Here is a 17,845-nt window from a genome sequence, read left to right on the forward strand (position 1 = left end):
CCCAACACCGGAAGCCCCGCCATCGACGCCGGCAATCCCGCCGGGTGCGTCGATGAGACGGGTGTCCTCCTGACCCTCGATCAGCGCGGGTTTCCACGCCCCATCGACGGCGACCTGGACGGAGACGCTCGCTGCGACATCGGGGCGGTGGAGGCCGACCTCTGCGGCGACGGGACCGTTCAGGCCCCCGAGGAGTGCGATGACGGCAACGAGATCAACGCCGACGGCTGCGACGCCTTCTGCCGCCTCGAGTGCGGCAACGGAACCGTCGAGGGTTCTGAGGAATGCGACGACGGCAACACCACCGACGGCGACGGCTGCGCCTCCGATTGCACCACGGAGGTCGCCCCTCCTCCCCCGCCGCCTCCGGGCCCGGCCTGCGGGGACGGCACGGTGGATGACGGAGAGGAGTGCGACGACGGCAATCTCGAAGACGGCGACGGTTGCGACAGCTCCTGCCTAAACGAGGGCGGGGGGGGCTGCAGTTTGATGCGACACTCATAAACTCCAAAGTAAAACCAAGGGGGATGCGATGAGATTCCGAAAACCGTTTGTGTCGGCCATGGCCATGGCCTTCATCGGCTTCACGGGCAACGCGATGGCGGCCACGATCACGGTCACGACCACGGCCGACGGCGCGCCCTCGGACGACGCCGATTGCACGCTCCGCGAGGCGATCATCTCGGCCAATACCGACTCGAACGCCGGCGAGGACGCGTGCGCCGCGGGTTTCGGGACCGATGTCATCGTCCTCCCCTCCGGCACGATCACCATCGCGATTCCGGACACGGGCGTTCCCGACGCCACCGACGGCGATTTCGACGTTGTTGTCGACGATCTTGAGATCACGGGTCTCGGAGCCGGCACCTCCGTCATCGATGGCGGGGGCCTCGACCGAATCTTCGACATTGGTGCGGACGGGAGCAGTCCGGCCTTCCGCCTCTCGGGCGTCACCCTTCAGAACGGCCTGCCCCCGGGCGGCGGCAACGGTGGAGCCATTCAGACCTTGGGCACAGGATCCCTCACTCTCTCCAACTGCTCCGTTTCGGACAACGATACGACGGCCGGAGGCGGTGGAGGTGCCATCTCCCATTTCTCGTCGGGCACGTTGAGCATCACCGACTGCACCCTCGATGGCAATGAGACCGCCGGAGGCGGATCCGGAGGGGCCGTCTTTGTCGCTAACACCGGGATCGTGAATGTCTCGATCTTAGGGGGAAGCATGAGCGGCAATACCGCCGACGGATCGGGGGGGGCCTTGTTTTATACATCGCTCCCCGGAGGAACGGTCACGCTGTCGGCAACCATCGACGGCAACACGGCAAACTCAGGGGGGTCCGGAGGGGCGGTCTTCCTCACCAACGCCATCGGCGGTACCATTGATTTCTCCTTCTCGGGTCCCAGCATGAGCGGAAACACCGCCGATGGCCAAGGAGGGGCGCTTTTTTATGCGTCATTCGCCGGAGGAACGGTCACCCTCGCCGGGGCCTTCGACGGCAATACCGCCAATTCGGGGGGGGGCGGAGGCGCGGCCTCCGTCTTGGGAGGCCCCGGAGGGCCGGTCAACCTCTCCTACACCGGTCCCAGCATGAGCGGAAACACCGCCGACGGGCCAGGCGGCGCAATCTACTTCAGTAATACAGTCGGCGATAGCGCTGTCACCCTCGCTGGGACCTTCGACGGCAATACCGCCAACTCGGGGGGACCCGGCGGAGCGGTCTTCGCCGTCTCCGGCCCCGGAAGCTCCCTCGATCTCTCCTACACCGGTCCCAGCATGAGCGGAAACACCGCCGATAGTCAGGGAGGGGCTCTCTTTTACGCGTCATTCTCCGGAGGAACGGTCGTCCTCGCCGGGGCCTTCGACGGCAATACCGCCAACACGGGGGGGGGCGGAGGCGCGGCCTCCGTCTTGGGAGGTCCCGGAGGGCCGGTCAACCTCTCCTACACCGGTCCCAGCATGAGCGGAAACACCGCCGACGGGCCAGGCGGCGCAATCTACTTCAGTAATACAGTCGGCGATAGCGCTGTCACCTTCGCTGGGACCTTCGACGGCAATACCGCCAACTCGGGGGGACCCGGAGGAGCGGTCTTCGCCGCCTCAGGCCCCGGAAGCTCCCTCGATCTCTCCTACACCGGTCTCAGCATGAGCGGAAACACAGCCGACGGGCCGGGCGGCGCCCTTTTTTACGCGCCGAACGCCGGCGGCGCGCTCGCCCTGGCGGGGACCATCGACGGCAACACGGCTAACTCGGGAGGCCCTGGAGGTGCGGCCTACATTTCAAGCCCAGGCACCGTTGACCTCTCCTACACCGGTCCCAGTATGAGCGGAAACACCGCCGACGGGCCGGGCGGCGCCCTTTTTTACTCCACGGGCGGCGGTGGCACACTCGCCCTGGCAGGAGGAAACCTCGACGGAAATACCGTCAATCCGGGAATGGGCCCCGGCGGTGCGGCCTTCATTTCAAGCCCCAGCTCCGTCATGATCTCCTTGTCCGAGAGCACGATCAGCAACAACACCGCCGACACGGATGGAGGAGGAATTTTCAACGCCACGAGTTCCCCCGTTAATTTGACCAATTGCACATTGAGCGGCAACACGGCGAACGGAGGTCTGGGAGGAGGCATCTTCACGACGGGTGGAGGCAATTTCCATAACGTGACCATCCTCGACAACTCAGCCGCGACCACGGGCGGCGGTGTTTTTCTCGCCGGCGGAACATTGACCGTCAAAAACAGCATCATCGCAAACAGCACGGCCGGCGGTGACTGCAATGCCCCCCTCACCTCTTTTGGTTACAACCTCGACTCCGACGACACCTGCGGCCTGACTGGCACAGGCGATCAGCCCGGCGTCAACCCCGACCTTGGTACCTTGGCCGACAACGGCGGGCCCACGCTCACCCACGAACCCAACACCGGCAGCCCCGCCATCGACGCCGGCAATCCCGCCGGGTGCGTCGATGAGACGGGTGTCCTTCTGACCCTCGATCAGCGCGGCTTCCCCCGCCCCATCGACGGCGACCTGGACGGAGACGCTCGCTGCGACATCGGTGCGGTGGAAGCCGACCTCTGCGGCGACGGGACCGTTCAGGCCCCCGAGGAGTGCGACGACGGCAACGAGATCAACGCCGACGGCTGCGACGCCTTCTGCCGCCTCGAGTGCGGCAACGGGACCGTCGAGGGTTCTGAGGAATGCGACGACGGCAACACCACCGACGGCGACGGCTGCGCCTCCGACTGCACGATCGAAGAAGCCCCTCCCCCTCCTCCGCCTCCGGGACCGGCCTGCGGGGACGGGACGGTGGATGACGGAGAGGAGTGCGACGACGGCAACACCGTCGACGGCGACGGTTGCGACAGCTCCTGCCTCAACGAGGGCGGGGGCGGCTGCAGTCTGGTTACCTTTACGAGCCGTAGCGAGCACCGTGCCGCGGGAAGCGGCCTGATCAGATAAAATCCGAGACGCTCGGAAGAGGCCCTGGGCGGTAGATCGACCCCCTCAGGGCCTCTTTGCTTTTACGGAGGAAATCGGAGGCCTTCTCTTCGGTGAGGAGCTTTCTTCGGGTGAGCCGCTTGAGATCCTCGCGCATCTCGGAGGCGTAGAGAATCTTGGCCTCGCCGGTCGGATCGACCTTGGTACAGGGCGCCTTCTCGGGATCCTTCAGGAATTCCGTCACCGACTCGACGGCGAGCCCCCGGTAATCGTCGATGTCCTTATCCGTGAGCTTCCAGCGCGATTGCTCGTGCATCTTCTCCATCAGCGTATGCCAATTCCGGAGGCGGTGAAGCGTCAGCACGCTCCGGAAGATCCGCCGGTTGGTCTTGAACGAAAACAGGGTCCTCCGGATCATCCGCTCGAAAAGCTCGTCGTTGTGCGGGAACTTCATCTTTCCGATTTCCCGTGCCAGGTCCCAGATCTTTTTGGGACGCTTGGCGTCGAATCGCATCTCCCAATAGACGTGCCCCAGGGTGCGCGTGGGATAGCTGAAGATCGTCTTATAAGGGACGAAATAATTGTGGGAAATGATGTCGACCGCCAGGTGCGAGAGATAGCCCAAAGCCGCCGCCTGCTGGCGCTCCGTCCCCTTCTCCCTCGCCTCGTTGAAGATGAGGAACCCGACGCGCCAGTTATGGCAATTATAGACGTAGTCGACGTAGTCCTTGCCCAGCGTGATATCCGCCGCGAGCGTGCCGTAGAGAAAATCGTAGGGAAAACGGAAGAGAAGCTCCTTGACCAGGGGGGCATACGCCGATACGTCTTGCAGCGCCGCGTGGGCGTAATCGACGTGGGTGATCGGCCCCCAAGCGACGGCGTCGCTCGAAACGAAAAAACAGAAGATAGAAAACAGAAGTCCGACCGCAAGTTTCACAAGATAAGGGTAGACAATCGATGTCCTCGAAGCAAACCGAAATCCGGGCCCTTAAGACGCGGCTGGAAAATCTCGTCGATATGGGCGTCGATGAGCTTCGCCGCCGACCCAAGAAGGCCGCCGTTGCAAGACCCGTCGAGAGAACCCCTTCACCCGCCGCCGATCATGCCGCCCCTCTCAAGGCGATCCGGGACGAAATCGGCGATTGCAAGCGCTGCAAACTCTGCTCCGGACGCACCCACATCGTCTTCGGCGTCGGCGACCCCAACGCGAAACTCATGTTCGTCGGTGAAGGCCCGGGCCGCGACGAGGACCTGCAGGGCGAACCCTTCGTGGGACGCGCGGGGCAGCTTCTCACCAAGATGATCGAGGCGATGGGGCTGAAGCGCTCGGAGGTCTATATCGCCAACATCGTCAAGTGCCGCCCGCCCGACAACCGCTACCCCGAGCCGGACGAGGTGGAGACCTGCATGCCCTTTCTTCTAAAGCAGATCGAGGCAGTCGCGCCCAAGGTCGTCATCACCCTGGGCAACCTGGCCACGCAGACGCTCTTGAAGACCAAGACCGGCATCATGTCCCTTCACGGTCGTTTTCAGGATTGGAAGGGCCTTCAGGTCATGCCGACCTACCATCCGGCCTTCTTGCTTCGGAATCCCAACATGAAGAAACCGTGCTGGGAGGACCTGAAGAAGGTCATTGAGCTGCTGAAGATGTCGTCGTGAGGTCTCCGTAGACGAAAACCCTGTCCCTGCCGCCGTTTTTCGCTTCGTAGAGGGCGATATCCGCCGCGTCGATCAGTTCCTCGACCGTTTTCGCGTCGTCCGGATAGGCCGCGACGCCGATGCTGACGGTCAAGCGTTCCCCTTCCTTAAACGCGTGCTCCCGGACGAGCCCCGCGATCTTCTCCGCAACGACGACGCCGTCCGCCTTGGCCGCGTTGGGCAGGATCAGCACGAACTCCTCGCCCCCGAAACGGGCGAAGAAATCCACCTCGCGGATCCTCGCGTTCACGACCCGGACAAACTCCTTGAGGCATTCGTCCCCCGCCAGGTGCCCGTAACGGTCATTGAATTTCTTGAAATAATCGATGTCGATCATGAGAAGCGAGAGGGACCTCTTGAAGCGCTGGCAACGCTTGATCTCGAGGGGAAGGATTTGCTGGAAGTGCCTCCGGTTGTAGAGCTGGGTCAGCTCGTCGCGGACGGAGAGCTCGCGGGTCTTCGAGTACAGCTTGGCGTTCACCACCGCGATGGCCAGCTCGACGGTCAGCGTGTTGAGGAATCGGATTTCCTCCGGCGAGAAGGCGTCCGCCTCCTTCCGGAACATGTTGAGGACTCCGACCACCTTTTTCTTGAAGAGGAGCGGCATCGAGAGGAACGAACCATCCTCCTGTTTTTCGCCCTTGTAATACAGGTACCCCTCGCTGTGGCGCGTGTCCGGGATGTAAGTCATCTCGCCCTTTTGCAGGACGCGACCCGTAATGCCCTCTCCCTCCCGGAAGCTCATGCCAAGCACGCGTTTCTCGTCCCGGAAGCCGCGCGCCACCTTGACCACCAGCTTGGACGCCCCTCCCTGCTCGTCCTCCAGGACGAGCAGGACGAACTCGTGGAAGCCGAGATGGTCCCCGATGAACCGCTCGACGACGTTGTACAACTCGTCGACCTCGAGCGTCGCGCTCACCTGTTGTGAGAATCCGTCCAGGAGACGAAGTTCCTTCAGGCGGGCCTCGAGTGTCCGGTTGGTCTCCTCGATGATCCGGCTCTTTTCCTCGAGGGCCTGCTTGTACTTGAGCTCCTCCTGCACCATGATGAGCTGCCGCTCCGACTCCAGCTTGAAGGCGTCCAGCGTGGTGATGCGTTCGAGCAGGCGGTTGAAGCCCTGGTACAGGCGCCCGATCACCCCGTCGCCCTTCTTGGGAGCCCGTATGAGAAAATTCTTCGACGGGGCCTCGGCCATGAGGTCGATCAATTTCTGCAGGGGACGGCTCACGAAAAAGCGCCACAACAAGAGAAACGCCGCCGAAGTGAGGAGGATCGCCGCAAGGACTAGGAGCGGGAGGGAAGACATTTCATGCATCATGGCCCTAAAATCCGCTAGAATTCCAGGGGGAATTGCTGAATACCTGCGTCATGTCTTCCCGGCCCTTCCTCCTCGTCGCGGCCTTTTTGGCGGTTCTTTCCGTCTCAGGCGGATGCGCGGCTCCCCAGGCGCCTTCCCTCGGAGAACCCGTCCGCGTGGGTCAGATGAGGAACGACGAGCTCCACTTGCGCGAAATTCCGCTCGAACGCTACGTCGCCGGCGTCCTGGAAAAGGAGGTCCACGCGAGCTGGCCCAAGGAGGCCTTGAAGGCGCAGGCCGTCGCGGCCCGGACGTATGTCCTCTACCGGAAACAGAAGCCCCGGGACGCGCAGTTCGACGTCCTGGCCGACACAAGCGACCAGGTGTTCGAGAGCGACGAAGGCCACGCCAAATCGATCGTCCGCGCCGTCCTGGAAACCGAGGGGGAAACCCTGGAATACGGCGGGAAGCTGATTCAAGCCTTCTTTCACAGCTGCTGCGGCGGAAAGAGCGAGCGCGCCTCGCGCGTCTGGCCGGGCGCCCATCCCGAACCCGTCCTGCAAATCCACGACGATCCTTACTGCGCCTCGTGCCCTCCCGCCCATTGGACCTACCGCATTCCGAGAAGCGAGCTTGAGTCCCGCCTCCGGGAGGCCGGACACGAGATGCCCGAGGAGTGGACGATCTCGGTACCGGACCGCGACGAATCCGGACGGGTCGTCTCGATAGCCGTCGGGGCTCCGGGCCCTAAGGCGCGTGCTTTCACCATGACGGGGGCTGATTTCCGGGCGGCGATCGGCTATGTCAACATCAAGAGCACGCTCTTCGAGGTCTCCTCCGAAGGAGGGGACGTCGTCTTCGAGGGCCGCGGCTCCGGCCACGGCGTGGGCCTCTGCCAGTGGGGCGCCAAGGCGATGGCCGGGCAGGGCAAGTCCTACCGGGAGATCCTCGAATTCTATTATCCCGGCGCCGAGATTGTCCCCATGTCGCGGAACATCGCCGCCCACCCCTCCACCGAGGAAAGAATTCTCCAGGATCTCGAGAAAAGCGAGTGATGGACGTTTCCCTTTTCGATTTTCAATTCCCCAAGGAACTCGTCGCGCAGCATCCACTCCCCCGGCGCGAGGACTCGCGGATGATGGTCTTGGACCGGACGGAAAGGCGCTGGGAGCACAGGACCTTCTCGGACCTCCCCTCCTTTTTGCGCGCCGGGGACGTGCTCGTGATGAACAACGCCTTGGCCGACCTGGTGGAGTTGGACGGAAGGCGCGTCCCCGCCCTGCCCCCCTACATCAAGAGAAAGAAGGCGGAGGACTTCACCGAAGTGGATTTTCAACGTTACCGGACGGTCTACGGCGCGGTCCCCGGCTCCAAGGCCGCCCCGACGGCTGGATTCCACTTCAGCGAAGAGATGCTGGAAAAAATCCGCGCGCTGGGCGTCGAAACCCGCTTCGTGACGCTGCAGGTCGGATTCGACACCTACAAGCCGATCCGATCCGAAAACGTGCTGGGCCATCCGATGCACGGGGAGGCCTTCGACATCCCGCCGGAGACGGCCGAGGCGGTCGCCCGGGCCAAACAGGAAGGCCGCCGCGTGATCGCCGTGGGGACGACGGCGGTGAGGGCGCTGGAATCGTGGGCCGCCGTAGGGGCGAACCTTGTGTTCGCCCCCAAGCACGGCATCACCCATTTGTTCATCACCCCCGGCTACGACTTCCGCATCGTCGATGCCCTCCTCACCAATTTCCACCGCCCCCGTTCGACGGTGCTCGTCATGGTCGCCACCTTCGCCGGCCGGGAATTCATCCTCTCGGCCTACGAAGAGGCCATTCGGGAGCGCTACCGGCTGTTCTCGTATGGGGATTGCATGCTGATTGTTTGATGTCCCTACAAAATAGTGATAGAGTTTTTAAATGTATCAGAAAAACAATCGACTTTTCACTGTGTTCGCCTTGGGCTGCCTTCTATCATGGATCCCATCCGAGCTTCGAGCGCCGCCCATAAGGACGTGGTTCGATCAAATCCGAGTCTTCACCGATCTTCGCATTGCCGAACCTATTTCGCCTCCAACCTATCCCCCACTGAACCTAACCGGTACGTTCAAATCCTTCGTCTCCGGAGACAACATCGTCGACCAATTCAGGTACAACAAGATAGCGGAGGTGGCCTGCAAGGCGGTCTTCCAGGCGTCTGCTCCCTTGTACGACGGGTCAACGGAGACCGTAGAAATCGTTGTCCCATTTTCCCAACGTTTCCCGGAAGATGAGGATTATACGATGCCCCTACAGGTCGTCTGTCATGCCTTGGAACATGCCGTCGAAGCGGAGATTCCGGCCAAGATCGCGGCGACTATCAAGAGTTGGGGTCCGACGGCAGACCAAAGGGTTGCCCTACTTCAAATCGTTACATTATCCCGCATTGACGAGGCCGCACTCAATCTTCTGCCGATGGGCACTGTCGGCTGCAGCGAACCGGAGGCGTGCATCGCGGAAGGACCCCCGATTCGCATCGAGGCCCGCGTCTGGCCCCCGTCAACATTGAAGGAGATGGCCGATTTTTGCGTGGCCGACCTTTCCGCAGATAACGGGGCGGCCCGTTTCCGTGTCCGCGTCAACTTTGGAAGCTCGAGGATCAACGGTCTCTACGACAAGAGCGTTCCCGAAAAAGCGATGTATAATTTTTACCTCGTACAGCAATGCCGAAATCTCGTCATGGGCCTTTGTGCAGAAAAGGTGGCGCATGTGAAAGGCCCCGTGACGACCGCGGGCACCGTTGAGGCCAAAGTGGTGACAATCCACGAGCCTTCCGGAACGCCCTAACAGAACGACAGGACCTTCTCGACCGCTTCCCCATGGCCCCGTCCGGTTTTTTTCACGACGGAGCGATCACTCGCGGCTCAGAAAGAAATCGTCCCAATAGACGTCGGCATCCGCGGACTGACCGGGAGGGATCGGGTCGTCATAACGGACCTCGAAGAAGAATTCGATCTTATCAAATGATTTCGGGGAGAAATCCCAGACCTTGAGAAAGTCCTCTTTCACGTTTGTCCGGAAACGCAGCCATCCCTCCTGGGGCGGCTCCCGGGACCCGGCCATCAGATACCTCGCGTTGCGCACCTTCTCGTAGGGCGGACCGTCCAGACCGGCCAGAATATATCGGATTTGAAGCGTTTCTTCCCCGATGGTCGCGAGCAGACCCTTGTCATGAACCATCACCACCGCCTGCGCGTACTGCTTGCCGGCCGCCGGGCGCCAGTTTTCCACCTGATACCAGAAGCTCAACTCCCCGGGCATCCGGTGAACCGCCGGGACCTGGATGACCCCCCCAGATCTGCGCCACGGGAGAAGGGGGCATCGTCTTCAATCGAAGATGCGCGGAATGCCGGCCCTGATGGGCCCTCTCGTCCGTGATCTCGAAATCGCTCCAAGAAGGGCTGTCCACCCGCCAGGTCCATGCGGACCGTCCCTGTTCAAAAGATGGGTTTTGAAAAAGATTGCGCGGGGCGGTCAGAAAGCGGACGAGCGCGGCGCACGACAAAAAAAGAATCCCGGCGGACAACGCTATGAAGACGCGACGGGAGATCATCGCGTCTCCCCCTAGCGGAACGACAGGATCTTCTCGACCACTTCCCCCAAAACCTGATTCGGAGTCGAAGCGCCCGAAGTCAGACCGACCCTGAGAGGGCCGGCGGGGAGCCAGTCCTTGGTGACGACGGTGTCGAACTGCCCGAACGGCTTGTGGCGGATTTCGCTCTCGGAGACGATGCCGTCGGCGTCCTCGATGTGGTAAGCCCGCGTGAACGACGCCGCCATTTTGGCCAGATGGTTCGTGTTGCTCGAGTTGTAGCCCCCCACCACCATGATCAGGTCCAACGCCTTGTCCTTGAACTCCACGATGGCGTTCTGGCGGTCCTCCGTCGCGCTGCAGATCGTGTCGAAGTTCTTGAAGTGCCGCGCGACGTAGTCGGCCCCGTGGCGGTCGAGCATCGCCTGCTTGAGCTTCTCGGCGATCGCGAGCGACTCGCTCATGAGCATCGTCGTCTGGTTGGCCAGTCCGATCCTCTGGAGGTCCTTGTCCGGATCGAACCCCGGCGCGACCTGTTTCGAGAATTTTTCCAAAAACTCCTTCGGATTCCCGCCGTTGCGGATGTAGTCGCAGACGGTCTTGGTTTCCGCCATGTTGAGGACGACCAAGTACTTGCCGCCTTCATAGCCCAGAAGACGCGAGCTCGTGGCCTGAGTCTCCTCGTGATAGTACTTGCCATGAATGACGGCCGTGAAACCTTCCTGCGCGTAGTTCTCGACCCGCTTCCACACGTTCAGGACCGAACCGCAGATCGTGTCCACCAGGACGCATCCCCGCCCCTTGAGCGTGAGGATCTGCGAGGACGTCGCCCCGAAGGCGGGCAGGATGACCACGTCGTCCTTCCGGACGGTGTGATAGTCCTCCTCCTTGAGAAAGCTCACGCCCATCTCCTGGAGGTTCTGGTTCACGCGGGGATTGTGGATGATCTGAGCGGTCAGAAAGATGCGGCGGTCCGGAAAACGCTCCTTCGTCTCATAGGCCATCTCGACGGCGCGGTCGACGCCGTAACAGAAGCCGAAGGAGCTCGCCAAGTGGAAGGTGACGTCCTTTTCCGTATACGTGTTTCCGGCCGCGATGATCCTCTGAATGATGTCGCTGTAATAATCCCGGACCAGGTCGTCCTGAATCTCCTTCCGGAGTCCGAAACTTTTACGCACGATCTGTCCCGGTTCAAAGGCATCGGGTTTCAAGTGGGAAGTCATTCCTTCATTTATCGAATGGAGACGGGAACTTGTAAAGGGATTTGTCCCCCCGATAGGGCGGCCTTTTGTACCCATGCCCTTGGCACGCATGCCAAGCATGATTCAATGATTTCAAAGACTTAGCCTAATCCCCCCCTCCGGCACCCCGTTTGCTCCTTAGATCCCCCATGATGCACAAAAGCCTTAAAAACCTCGTCTTTTTGGCGATCGCGGTTGGGACCATCCTGCCGATGTCTTTCGTCGTGAAGCGGAAGAACCTGGCGGACGTGCGGGTGGTCTCGGTACTCAAGACGGCCGCCCAGAGTTTGGACGAACGGACGCGCACCGAAGTGGCCCAAACGGTCTCGGTCCTCTCCGAGACCTACCAGATCGACCCGATGCTGATCCTGGCCGTCATGAAGGTGGAGAGCACGTTCGACCCCAAGGCGATTTCGAACGCCCATGCCTACGGCCTCATGCAGGTCCGCAAGATCGTCGTGAAGGACGTGGCGGCGGAATTGGGCATCAACCCCCAGGACGGCGACAGGCTCCTCTCCAGCCACGCCTTCAACATCCGGGTCGGCGTGCACTACCTCTCGAAGCTCCTGATCCTGTTCCAGGGCGACGTGAAAAAGGCCCTCATGGCCTACAACGCGGGACCGACGTCCGTGGAGAGGAACTACAAGGGCCGCCCGGTCCCCGAGGGCGGTTATCAGGGCCGGGTCCTCAAGGCGTACCGCGATTTCTCCGATTCCTAACCTTGTTTCCCAAAACATTCTCGGCTAAACGGCCACGGTGCCTCAACCGCGAATCAAGACGATCGTGACCCCTCACGGCTCCTTCGAGACCCCCGTCTTCATGCCGGTCGGGACCTACGCCACCGTCAAGGCCATGACCCCCGACGAGCTGACCGCCCTCGGAGCGGAAATCATCCTCGGTAACACCTACCACCTGATGCTCAGGCCCGGACACGAGACGATCCGCAGGCTTGGCGGCCTCCACAAGTTCATGGGCTGGAACGGCCCGATCCTGACCGATTCCGGAGGGTTCCAGGTCTTCAGCCTTTCGAAGCTGCGCAAACTCAAGGAGGACGGCGTCGAGTTCCAGTCGCACATCGACGGGGACACGCACTTTCTCACGCCGGAAAGGGCGATCGAGGTGCAAGAGGCGCTCGGCTCCGACATCCTCATGGTCTTGGACGAGTGCACGCCCTACCCCGTCGAGGAATCCGACGCCCGCCAGTCGATGGAGCTGACCCTCGAATGGGCCAAACGGTCGGTGGATTATTTCCGTAGGGGCGAACCTCGTCTTCGCCCGGACGCGAGATCCCAATTATTCGGGATCGTCCAAGGCAGTGTCTACAAACACCTCCGCAAGGAGTGCGCCGAGCGGCTTCTCGAAATGAAGTCCGTCTCAGGCGGATTCGATGGACTAGCGGTCGGCGGCCTCTCCGTCGGTGAGCCCAAAGAGCTGCTTTATGAGATGGCCGCGGAATCCGCCCCTCACATCCCGGACGAGTTCCCCCGGTATGCGATGGGCATCGGGCTTCCGGAGGACTTGGTCGAGCTCGTGGGATACGGCTACGACATGTTCGACTGCGTCGTCCCCACCCGGAACGCCCGGAACGGCCAGCTCTTCACGCGCTTCGGAACGGTCGAGATCCGGCACGCCAAATACAAGGAAGATCCGGGGCCCATCGACGAAGAATGTGCTTGCCCGGTTTGTCGGCGGTATAGTAGGGCCTACCTCCGTCATTTGTACCTCGCCAAGGAGATCCTCTCCGCGAGGCTCAATACGACGCACAACCTTCATTACTTTCTGTCTCTTCTCAAAGGCGCGAGAGAGGCGATCCGCGGGGGACGTTATGATGAATTTCGAAAATCTTTTTTACGGGATCGCGCAGGCACAGACGCAGACGGCTAGCGGCGGGAATCCGCAACAAGGACCGCTCGGAAGCCTCGGCATGTTCCTGCCGATGATCTTGGTCTTCGTGATCTTCTACTTACTCATGATCCGCCCCCAGCAGAAGCAGCGGAAGAAGCAGCAGGAGATGGTCAACAACCTCAAGAAAGGCGACGAGGTCGTGACGAGCGCCGGCATCCATGCCCGGGTCCACGGTATCGCCGACAACGTCGTGACCCTCGAGATCGCCGACAACGTCCGCATCAAGATGGACAAGCAGCAGGTGGCCCTCGTGAAAACGTCGGCCGCCGCCTGATCCATCCGGAATACCCATGTCCATGCCCCACAACTGGCGAAACCTGACCCTCCTCACCCTGGCTTTCATCCTCGTCTCGGCCTACGTGCTCACGCCGACACTCGCCCATTTTGACCAGGTCCGGGAAGAAGCGGAAAAAAACCAATCGGAACCGCCCTGGTACGTGAAACTTTTTCCCAAGGAAGTCATCAAGCTGGGACTCGATCTCCAGGGCGGCATCTACGCCGAGGTGGAGGTCGAGCTCGCGGACGCCCTCAAGAACCGCGCCGACCTGACCGCGGGCGAGATCATGAGGCTGACGGAGAAGGAACCCTTCGTTCCCGAGGCCGTCGACCATGTCCCCAATACCACGGACATCAAGGTCACCCTGAAGAAGGAAGAGGACAGGGACGCCTTCATGGCGTGGGCCCGCGAGAACTACAACACGGTGCTCGAAGAGAAGCGGGACCAAAGAGCGGACAAGACCATCCTGTTCGCCTTCAACGAAAAATTCAACGACAGGACCAAGGACCAGGCGGTGAAACAGGCTCTCGAAACCATCCGCCACCGCATCGACCGCTACGGAGTCTCCGAGCCCACGATCGTCCGCCTCGGAAACAACCGGATTTCGATCGAACTGCCGGGACAAACGGATCCCGAGCGGGCGCTCAATCTGATCAAAAAGTCAGGCCGTCTTGAATTTCGCCTCGTCGACGAGAGCGTCGCCGATGCCCAAGTCCGCAAGCTCGTGTCCGACGCGCGCGCCGAGCTGAGTCTCCCGGAAGGGTACACGGAAGAAATCGTCACGAAAATCAATCAACAGCTGCAGGGCAAGATTCCCGAAGACGCGGAGATCCTCTACGAAGTGCAGTACGATCCCGTCACCAAAAAGGTTTCGGGAGGCGTTCCTTACCTGCTCAAGCGGAAAACCGAAGTCACGGGCGAAATGCTCAAGAACGCCCAAGTCCAAGTGCATGACAACGAGCCCTACGTCAGCCTCACGTTCAACCAGCTGGGAACCCGCCTCTTCGGAGAGCTGACCAAGGCGAACGTCGGCAAGCGGTTGGCGATCGTCCTCGACGGCGGGGTGTCGAAGGCCCCCGTCATCAAGAGCGAAATCCCCAGCGGCCAGGCACAGATCACGCTGGGAGGCATCGATTATCAGACGATCCTGAGAGAGGCGGAGGACTTGACCCTGGTGCTCCGCGAAGGAGCCCTGCCCGCGCGTCTCAAGGAGCTGACCAAGACCGTGGTCGGGCCGTCGCTGGGACGAGACTCCATCGAAAAAGGCATACGCGTCTCGCTCATCGCCGCCCTGCTCGTTGTCCTCTTCATGATCCTTTATTACCGCATATCCGGGCTGCTGGCCGATATCGCGCTCGGGATCAACATCATGTTCCTCCTGGCCTGCCTCGCCCTCTTCCAAGCGACGCTGACGCTTCCGGGAATCGCGGGCATCGTCCTGACGATCGGCATGGCGGTGGACGGCAACGTTCTTATTTTCGAGCGCATGCGCGAGGAGCTGCGCGCCGGGAAATCGGCCCGTACGGCCCTTCAGGAGGGCTACAGCAACGCCATGAGCGCCATCCTCGACTCGAACATCACCACGTTCTTGGCCGGCCTGGTTCTCTATCAGTTCGGCACCGGCCCCATCCGCGGCTTCGCCGTGACGCTCATGATCGGAATCAGCACGACTCTGTTCACCAACATATTCGTCACCAGGGTCCTGCAGGAAGGCGTCCTCTTCGGACTGAAGCGCGAGAAACTGTCGGTATAAAACTATGTTTCAACTGGCAAACTTTCACATCCCGTTCGTCAAACGCCGCTGGTACTTCGTGGCCTTTTCGGCGATCACGGTCCTTCTCAGTCTTTATTTCATCGCGACCAAGGGGCTGAATTTCGGCACCGACTTCAAGGGCGGCACGAAGCTTCAATATCAGTTCTCCGCGCCGGTCTCCGAAGGAGATGTGCGTCGCATCCTGGAGACGGCGCACGTGGAGGGCTTCTCCGTTCAGAAAGTGGGCAAGCCCGAGGAAAACCGCCTGATGGTCAAGATCGAGAAGGTCGACGAAAACGAGGCCTTCGTCCAAAAGATCACCGACGACCTCAAGGCGGGTTTGGGCAAGGACACGACCCTGGAAAAGAATGAAACCGTCGGCCCCAAGGCGGGAGCCGACCTAAGGAAGAAGGCCCAGCTCGCCCTCGTCGTCTCCTGGCTGTTGATGCTCGTCTACATCGGGTACCGCTTCGATTTCGCCTTCGCTCCGGGGGCCATCATCGCTCTCGCTCATGACGTCATCCTCGCCGTCGGAGGCTTCGCCCTGACCGGTCGCGAAGTCAGTCTGACCGTCGTCGCCGCCCTTTTGACCATCGTCGGTTACTCCATCAACGACACGATCGTCGTCTACGACCGTGTCCGGGAAAATTTGGCCAAGGGCCTCACGAAAATGTCGTTTCGAGACATCGTGAACTTGAGCCTCAATGAGACGCTCTCGCGAACGATCATCACCTCGCTCACCGTTTTCATCGTCGTCGTTCTCATGTACTTCTTCGGCGAGGGCGAGTTCCAGAATTTCGGATTCGCCATGATGATCGGCGTCATTACCGGTGTCTACTCCACCTTCTCGGTCGCCTGTCCCGTCTATATCGCCTTGCACGAGCAATGGCCCTCGCTTCAAAAGGCGTCCCAGAAAAGCGCCGCGTGATTCGTGTCTTGGAGACTTTCTCCTCCGCACCCCGACGAAACAGCCCTTGGGCCGGATCTTGAGCGGCTTTTCGATCTCCATCCGCTGGTGGCGCGTTTGCTTCTGAAGCGCGGCCTCAGCCGTCCCGAAGACGTCCGGCTCTTTCTGGACGGCTCCCTGGCCGATTTTCCGGATCCCTTCGCTCTTCCCGATATGGACCGCGCCGTCGATCGCCTGATGAAGGCTCACGTGAAGCGCGAGAAAATCGCCGTCTTCGGCGACTACGACGTCGACGGCATCACGGGCACGGCCCAGCTGGCGGCTTATTTTCGCGAGATCGGCCTGCCGGTCCGTCCTCTCCTGCCTCATCGCATGCAGGAGGGCTACGGACTGACCGAAAGGGCGGTGCTCAAGATCGCCGCCGAAAAACCGGACCTCCTGATCACCGTCGACAACGGCACCAAGTCGGCCGCGGAGATTTCACACCTGAGGAGACTGGGCGTCGACGTCATCGTCATCGATCACCACGAGACGCCCTCCGCCGACGCATGGCCCCCCGTCGAGGCCCTGGTCAACCCCAAGAGGACGGATTCACGGTTTGCCGAGCGGGACGTCGCTTCGGCGGGGCTGGTCTTTCTCCTCCTGATGGCCTTCCGCGCGAGGTGCCGCGAACAAGGAATTTCCCCCCTGCCGAATCTTAAGAGGTATCTGGATCTGGCCTGCCTGGGGACCATCGCGGACGTCGTCCCGCTCACGGGCACGAATCGGCTGATCGTCCGGCACGGACTCGAGGAATTGGGCGCTACCCTGCGCCCCGGGCTTCAAGCGCTTCGAGAGACCGCCGCCGTCGCGTCTCCCGTTTCCGTCACCCACGTGGCCTTTCGATTCGCTCCCCGTATCAACGCGGCCGGGCGTCTGGCCGATCCGAAAATCGCCCTCGACCTCCTCCTTTCGGAAAAAGCCGAGGAGGCCGCCGTCCTCGCGAACCGCCTGGAGGAGTTGAACCGCGAGCGGCAATCCATCGAGGAAAAGGTGACGCGGGAGGCGTTCCTCCAGATTGAGGAGACGCAGGCCGACCGCAAGGGTTTGGTCGCCGCGGGACGGGGCTGGCACTTGGGCGTCGTGGGCATCGTGGCGGCAAAGCTCACGGAGCGTTTTGGACGCCCGGCCATCGCTCTCTCTCTCGGAGACGACGGACGGGAGGCCAAGGGATCCGCCCGGAGCGTTCCCGGCTTTTCCGTCTACGAGCCGCTCAAGCGCATCGAATCCTTGATGTTGAAGTTCGGTGGGCATGCCGCCGCGGCCGGCCTCACGCTCGAAGCCGGCAGACTCGATGAATTTTCAAGGGCGTTCGACCGGGAGGTGCGAACGCTGTGGGACGAACGTCGTCCCGTCATCGAAGCGGACGCAAACCTGCCCCTGAACCAAGTCGACGCCCCCCTCGTGCGCGATCTCGCCCGTCTGGAACCATTCGGCCCGGGAAACCCCGAACCTGTTTTTCTCGTTTCAGGCGTCGCTCTGGAAGGTTGCCGCGTCGTCGGCGCTTCCGGGGGCGCGCGGAAAGGCCATCTCAAGGCCGTTCTCCGTCAAAACGGAATCCGTCTCGAGAGTATCGGTTTTGACTGGGGCCACTATCTGGAGACCGCTCGAAAAATTCCAAGCCACGAGGTCGCCTTTTGCCCTCAAATCAATCACTGGAACGGTCAGTCGACCATTCAATTAAAAATAAAATTAATTGAGCCAAGTGATTGAAATTACATTGTGTTTATG

16 protein-coding genes are annotated in these 17,845 nt (G+C 61.3%); 12 read left to right on the plus strand and 4 right to left on the minus strand.

All coding sequences use genetic code 11. The annotated features are described in order from the left end of the window. Together VLJ37_04235 and VLJ37_04240 are read left to right on the plus strand one after the other, a co-directional pair. Nucleotides 1-504, plus strand: a 504-nt coding sequence (locus tag VLJ37_04235) for a DUF4215 domain-containing protein (protein ID HSA58872.1), incomplete at its 5' end; no start/stop codon positions are given. A 28-nt stretch (nucleotides 505-532) separates the two neighbouring features. Further along, complete coding sequence (locus VLJ37_04240) at nucleotides 533-3,454, plus strand: choice-of-anchor Q domain-containing protein (protein ID HSA58873.1); 2,922 nt, start codon at nucleotides 533-535, stop codon at nucleotides 3,452-3,454. Here VLJ37_04240 and VLJ37_04245 read toward each other — a convergent pair. After that, nucleotides 3,447-4,370, minus strand: coding sequence for a zinc dependent phospholipase C family protein (locus VLJ37_04245; GenBank protein ID HSA58874.1), 924 nt, complete (start codon nucleotides 4,368-4,370; stop codon nucleotides 3,447-3,449). The two genes, VLJ37_04240 and VLJ37_04245, sit on opposite strands and share 8 nt — an antisense overlap. 20 nt (nucleotides 4,371-4,390) lie before the next feature. Here VLJ37_04245 and VLJ37_04250 point away from each other — a divergent pair, with 20 nt between their 5' ends. After that, the gene (locus VLJ37_04250; protein ID HSA58875.1) at nucleotides 4,391-5,092 is read left to right on the plus strand and encodes a uracil-DNA glycosylase; all 702 of its coding nucleotides are present in this window, start codon (nucleotides 4,391-4,393) and stop codon (nucleotides 5,090-5,092) included. On the opposite strand, the gene VLJ37_04255 is transcribed toward VLJ37_04250, so the two are convergent. Next, on the minus strand, nucleotides 5,064-6,437 hold the full coding sequence (locus tag VLJ37_04255) for a diguanylate cyclase (protein HSA58876.1): 1,374 nt from the start codon (nucleotides 6,435-6,437) through the stop codon (nucleotides 5,064-5,066). The genes VLJ37_04250 and VLJ37_04255 overlap by 29 nt on opposite strands. A gap of 62 nt (nucleotides 6,438-6,499) precedes the next feature. On the opposite strand from VLJ37_04255, the gene VLJ37_04260 reads away from it, so the two are divergent. Genes VLJ37_04260 through VLJ37_04270 form a run of 3 tightly spaced genes read left to right on the plus strand, consistent with a single transcriptional unit; the run spans nucleotide 6,500 to nucleotide 9,247 of the window. After that, a complete protein-coding gene (locus tag VLJ37_04260; protein HSA58877.1) occupies nucleotides 6,500-7,483 on the plus strand; it encodes a SpoIID/LytB domain-containing protein in 984 nt (327 codons plus the stop codon). Beyond that, on the plus strand, nucleotides 7,483-8,310 hold the full coding sequence (locus tag VLJ37_04265; GenBank protein HSA58878.1) for an S-adenosylmethionine:tRNA ribosyltransferase-isomerase: 828 nt from the start codon (nucleotides 7,483-7,485) through the stop codon (nucleotides 8,308-8,310). Before VLJ37_04260 ends, VLJ37_04265 begins: the two co-directional genes overlap by 1 nt. Nucleotides 8,311-8,341: 31 nt before the next feature. Further along, nucleotides 8,342-9,247: a hypothetical protein gene (locus VLJ37_04270; protein HSA58879.1), complete on the plus strand. Its 906-nt coding sequence runs from the start codon at nucleotides 8,342-8,344 to the stop codon at nucleotides 9,245-9,247. Nucleotides 9,248-9,313: 66 nt separating this feature from the next. Here the strand turns inward: VLJ37_04270 and VLJ37_04275 are convergent, their stop codons facing one another. Both VLJ37_04275 and VLJ37_04280 read right to left on the minus strand, forming a co-directional pair. Continuing rightward, on the minus strand, nucleotides 9,314-9,721 hold the full coding sequence (locus VLJ37_04275; GenBank protein ID HSA58880.1) for a hypothetical protein: 408 nt from the start codon (nucleotides 9,719-9,721) through the stop codon (nucleotides 9,314-9,316). A gap of 303 nt (nucleotides 9,722-10,024) precedes the next feature. After that, on the minus strand, nucleotides 10,025-11,215 hold the full coding sequence (locus VLJ37_04280; GenBank protein HSA58881.1) for a 4-hydroxy-3-methylbut-2-enyl diphosphate reductase: 1,191 nt from the start codon (nucleotides 11,213-11,215) through the stop codon (nucleotides 10,025-10,027). A gap of 167 nt (nucleotides 11,216-11,382) precedes the next feature. Between VLJ37_04280 and VLJ37_04285 the strand changes: the two genes are divergently transcribed. The 6 genes from VLJ37_04285 to recJ are packed head-to-tail and all read left to right on the plus strand — an operon-like array spanning nucleotide 11,383 to nucleotide 17,827. Beyond that, the gene (locus tag VLJ37_04285; GenBank protein ID HSA58882.1) at nucleotides 11,383-11,952 is read left to right on the plus strand and encodes a lytic transglycosylase domain-containing protein; all 570 of its coding nucleotides are present in this window, start codon (nucleotides 11,383-11,385) and stop codon (nucleotides 11,950-11,952) included. A gap of 37 nt (nucleotides 11,953-11,989) precedes the next feature. After that, nucleotides 11,990-13,117: a tRNA guanosine(34) transglycosylase Tgt gene (gene tgt, locus VLJ37_04290; protein HSA58883.1), complete on the plus strand. Its 1,128-nt coding sequence runs from the start codon at nucleotides 11,990-11,992 to the stop codon at nucleotides 13,115-13,117. Beyond that, nucleotides 13,062-13,412 carry a preprotein translocase subunit YajC gene (yajC, locus tag VLJ37_04295; GenBank protein HSA58884.1) on the plus strand — a complete coding sequence of 117 codons (351 nt, stop codon included), beginning with the start codon at nucleotides 13,062-13,064 and terminating at the stop codon, nucleotides 13,410-13,412. The genes tgt and yajC overlap by 56 nt, the downstream gene beginning before the upstream one ends. Nucleotides 13,413-13,434: 22 nt before the next feature. Then, nucleotides 13,435-15,168, plus strand: coding sequence for a protein translocase subunit SecD (gene secD / locus VLJ37_04300; protein HSA58885.1), 1,734 nt, complete (start codon nucleotides 13,435-13,437; stop codon nucleotides 15,166-15,168). 4 nt (nucleotides 15,169-15,172) lie between these two features. Beyond that, nucleotides 15,173-16,096, plus strand: coding sequence for a protein translocase subunit SecF (gene secF, locus VLJ37_04305; GenBank protein HSA58886.1), 924 nt, complete (start codon nucleotides 15,173-15,175; stop codon nucleotides 16,094-16,096). Nucleotides 16,097-16,099: 3 nt separating this feature from the next. Further along, a complete protein-coding gene (gene recJ / locus VLJ37_04310; protein HSA58887.1) occupies nucleotides 16,100-17,827 on the plus strand; it encodes a single-stranded-DNA-specific exonuclease RecJ in 1,728 nt (575 codons plus the stop codon). Nucleotides 17,828-17,845: the final 18 nt, after the last annotated feature.

This window comes from bacterium (assembly GCA_035454885.1).
In the GTDB taxonomy this organism is placed as follows: Bacteria; UBA10199; UBA10199; order JACPAL01.

Excerpts from the sequence above, each read along its gene's own strand:
- VLJ37_04280 (HSA58881.1), bottom strand. The coding sequence starts at position 11,215 with ATGACTTCCCACTTGAAACCCGATGCCTTTGAACCGGGACAGATCGTG.
- secF (HSA58886.1), top strand. The coding sequence starts at position 15,173 with ATGTTTCAACTGGCAAACTTTCACATCCCGTTCGTCAAACGCCGCTGG.
- VLJ37_04270 (HSA58879.1), top strand. The coding sequence starts at position 8,342 with ATGTATCAGAAAAACAATCGACTTTTCACTGTGTTCGCCTTGGGCTGC.
- secD (HSA58885.1), top strand. The coding sequence starts at position 13,435 with ATGCCCCACAACTGGCGAAACCTGACCCTCCTCACCCTGGCTTTCATC.
- yajC (HSA58884.1), top strand. The coding sequence starts at position 13,062 with ATGAATTTCGAAAATCTTTTTTACGGGATCGCGCAGGCACAGACGCAG.
- VLJ37_04285 (HSA58882.1), top strand. The coding sequence starts at position 11,383 with ATGATGCACAAAAGCCTTAAAAACCTCGTCTTTTTGGCGATCGCGGTT.
- VLJ37_04240 (HSA58873.1), top strand. The coding sequence starts at position 533 with ATGAGATTCCGAAAACCGTTTGTGTCGGCCATGGCCATGGCCTTCATC.
- VLJ37_04260 (HSA58877.1), top strand. The coding sequence starts at position 6,500 with ATGTCTTCCCGGCCCTTCCTCCTCGTCGCGGCCTTTTTGGCGGTTCTT.
- VLJ37_04255 (HSA58876.1), bottom strand. The coding sequence starts at position 6,437 with ATGTCTTCCCTCCCGCTCCTAGTCCTTGCGGCGATCCTCCTCACTTCG.
- VLJ37_04265 (HSA58878.1), top strand. The coding sequence starts at position 7,483 with ATGGACGTTTCCCTTTTCGATTTTCAATTCCCCAAGGAACTCGTCGCG.
- VLJ37_04275 (HSA58880.1), bottom strand. The coding sequence starts at position 9,721 with ATGCCCGGGGAGTTGAGCTTCTGGTATCAGGTGGAAAACTGGCGCCCG.
- VLJ37_04250 (HSA58875.1), top strand. The coding sequence starts at position 4,391 with ATGTCCTCGAAGCAAACCGAAATCCGGGCCCTTAAGACGCGGCTGGAA.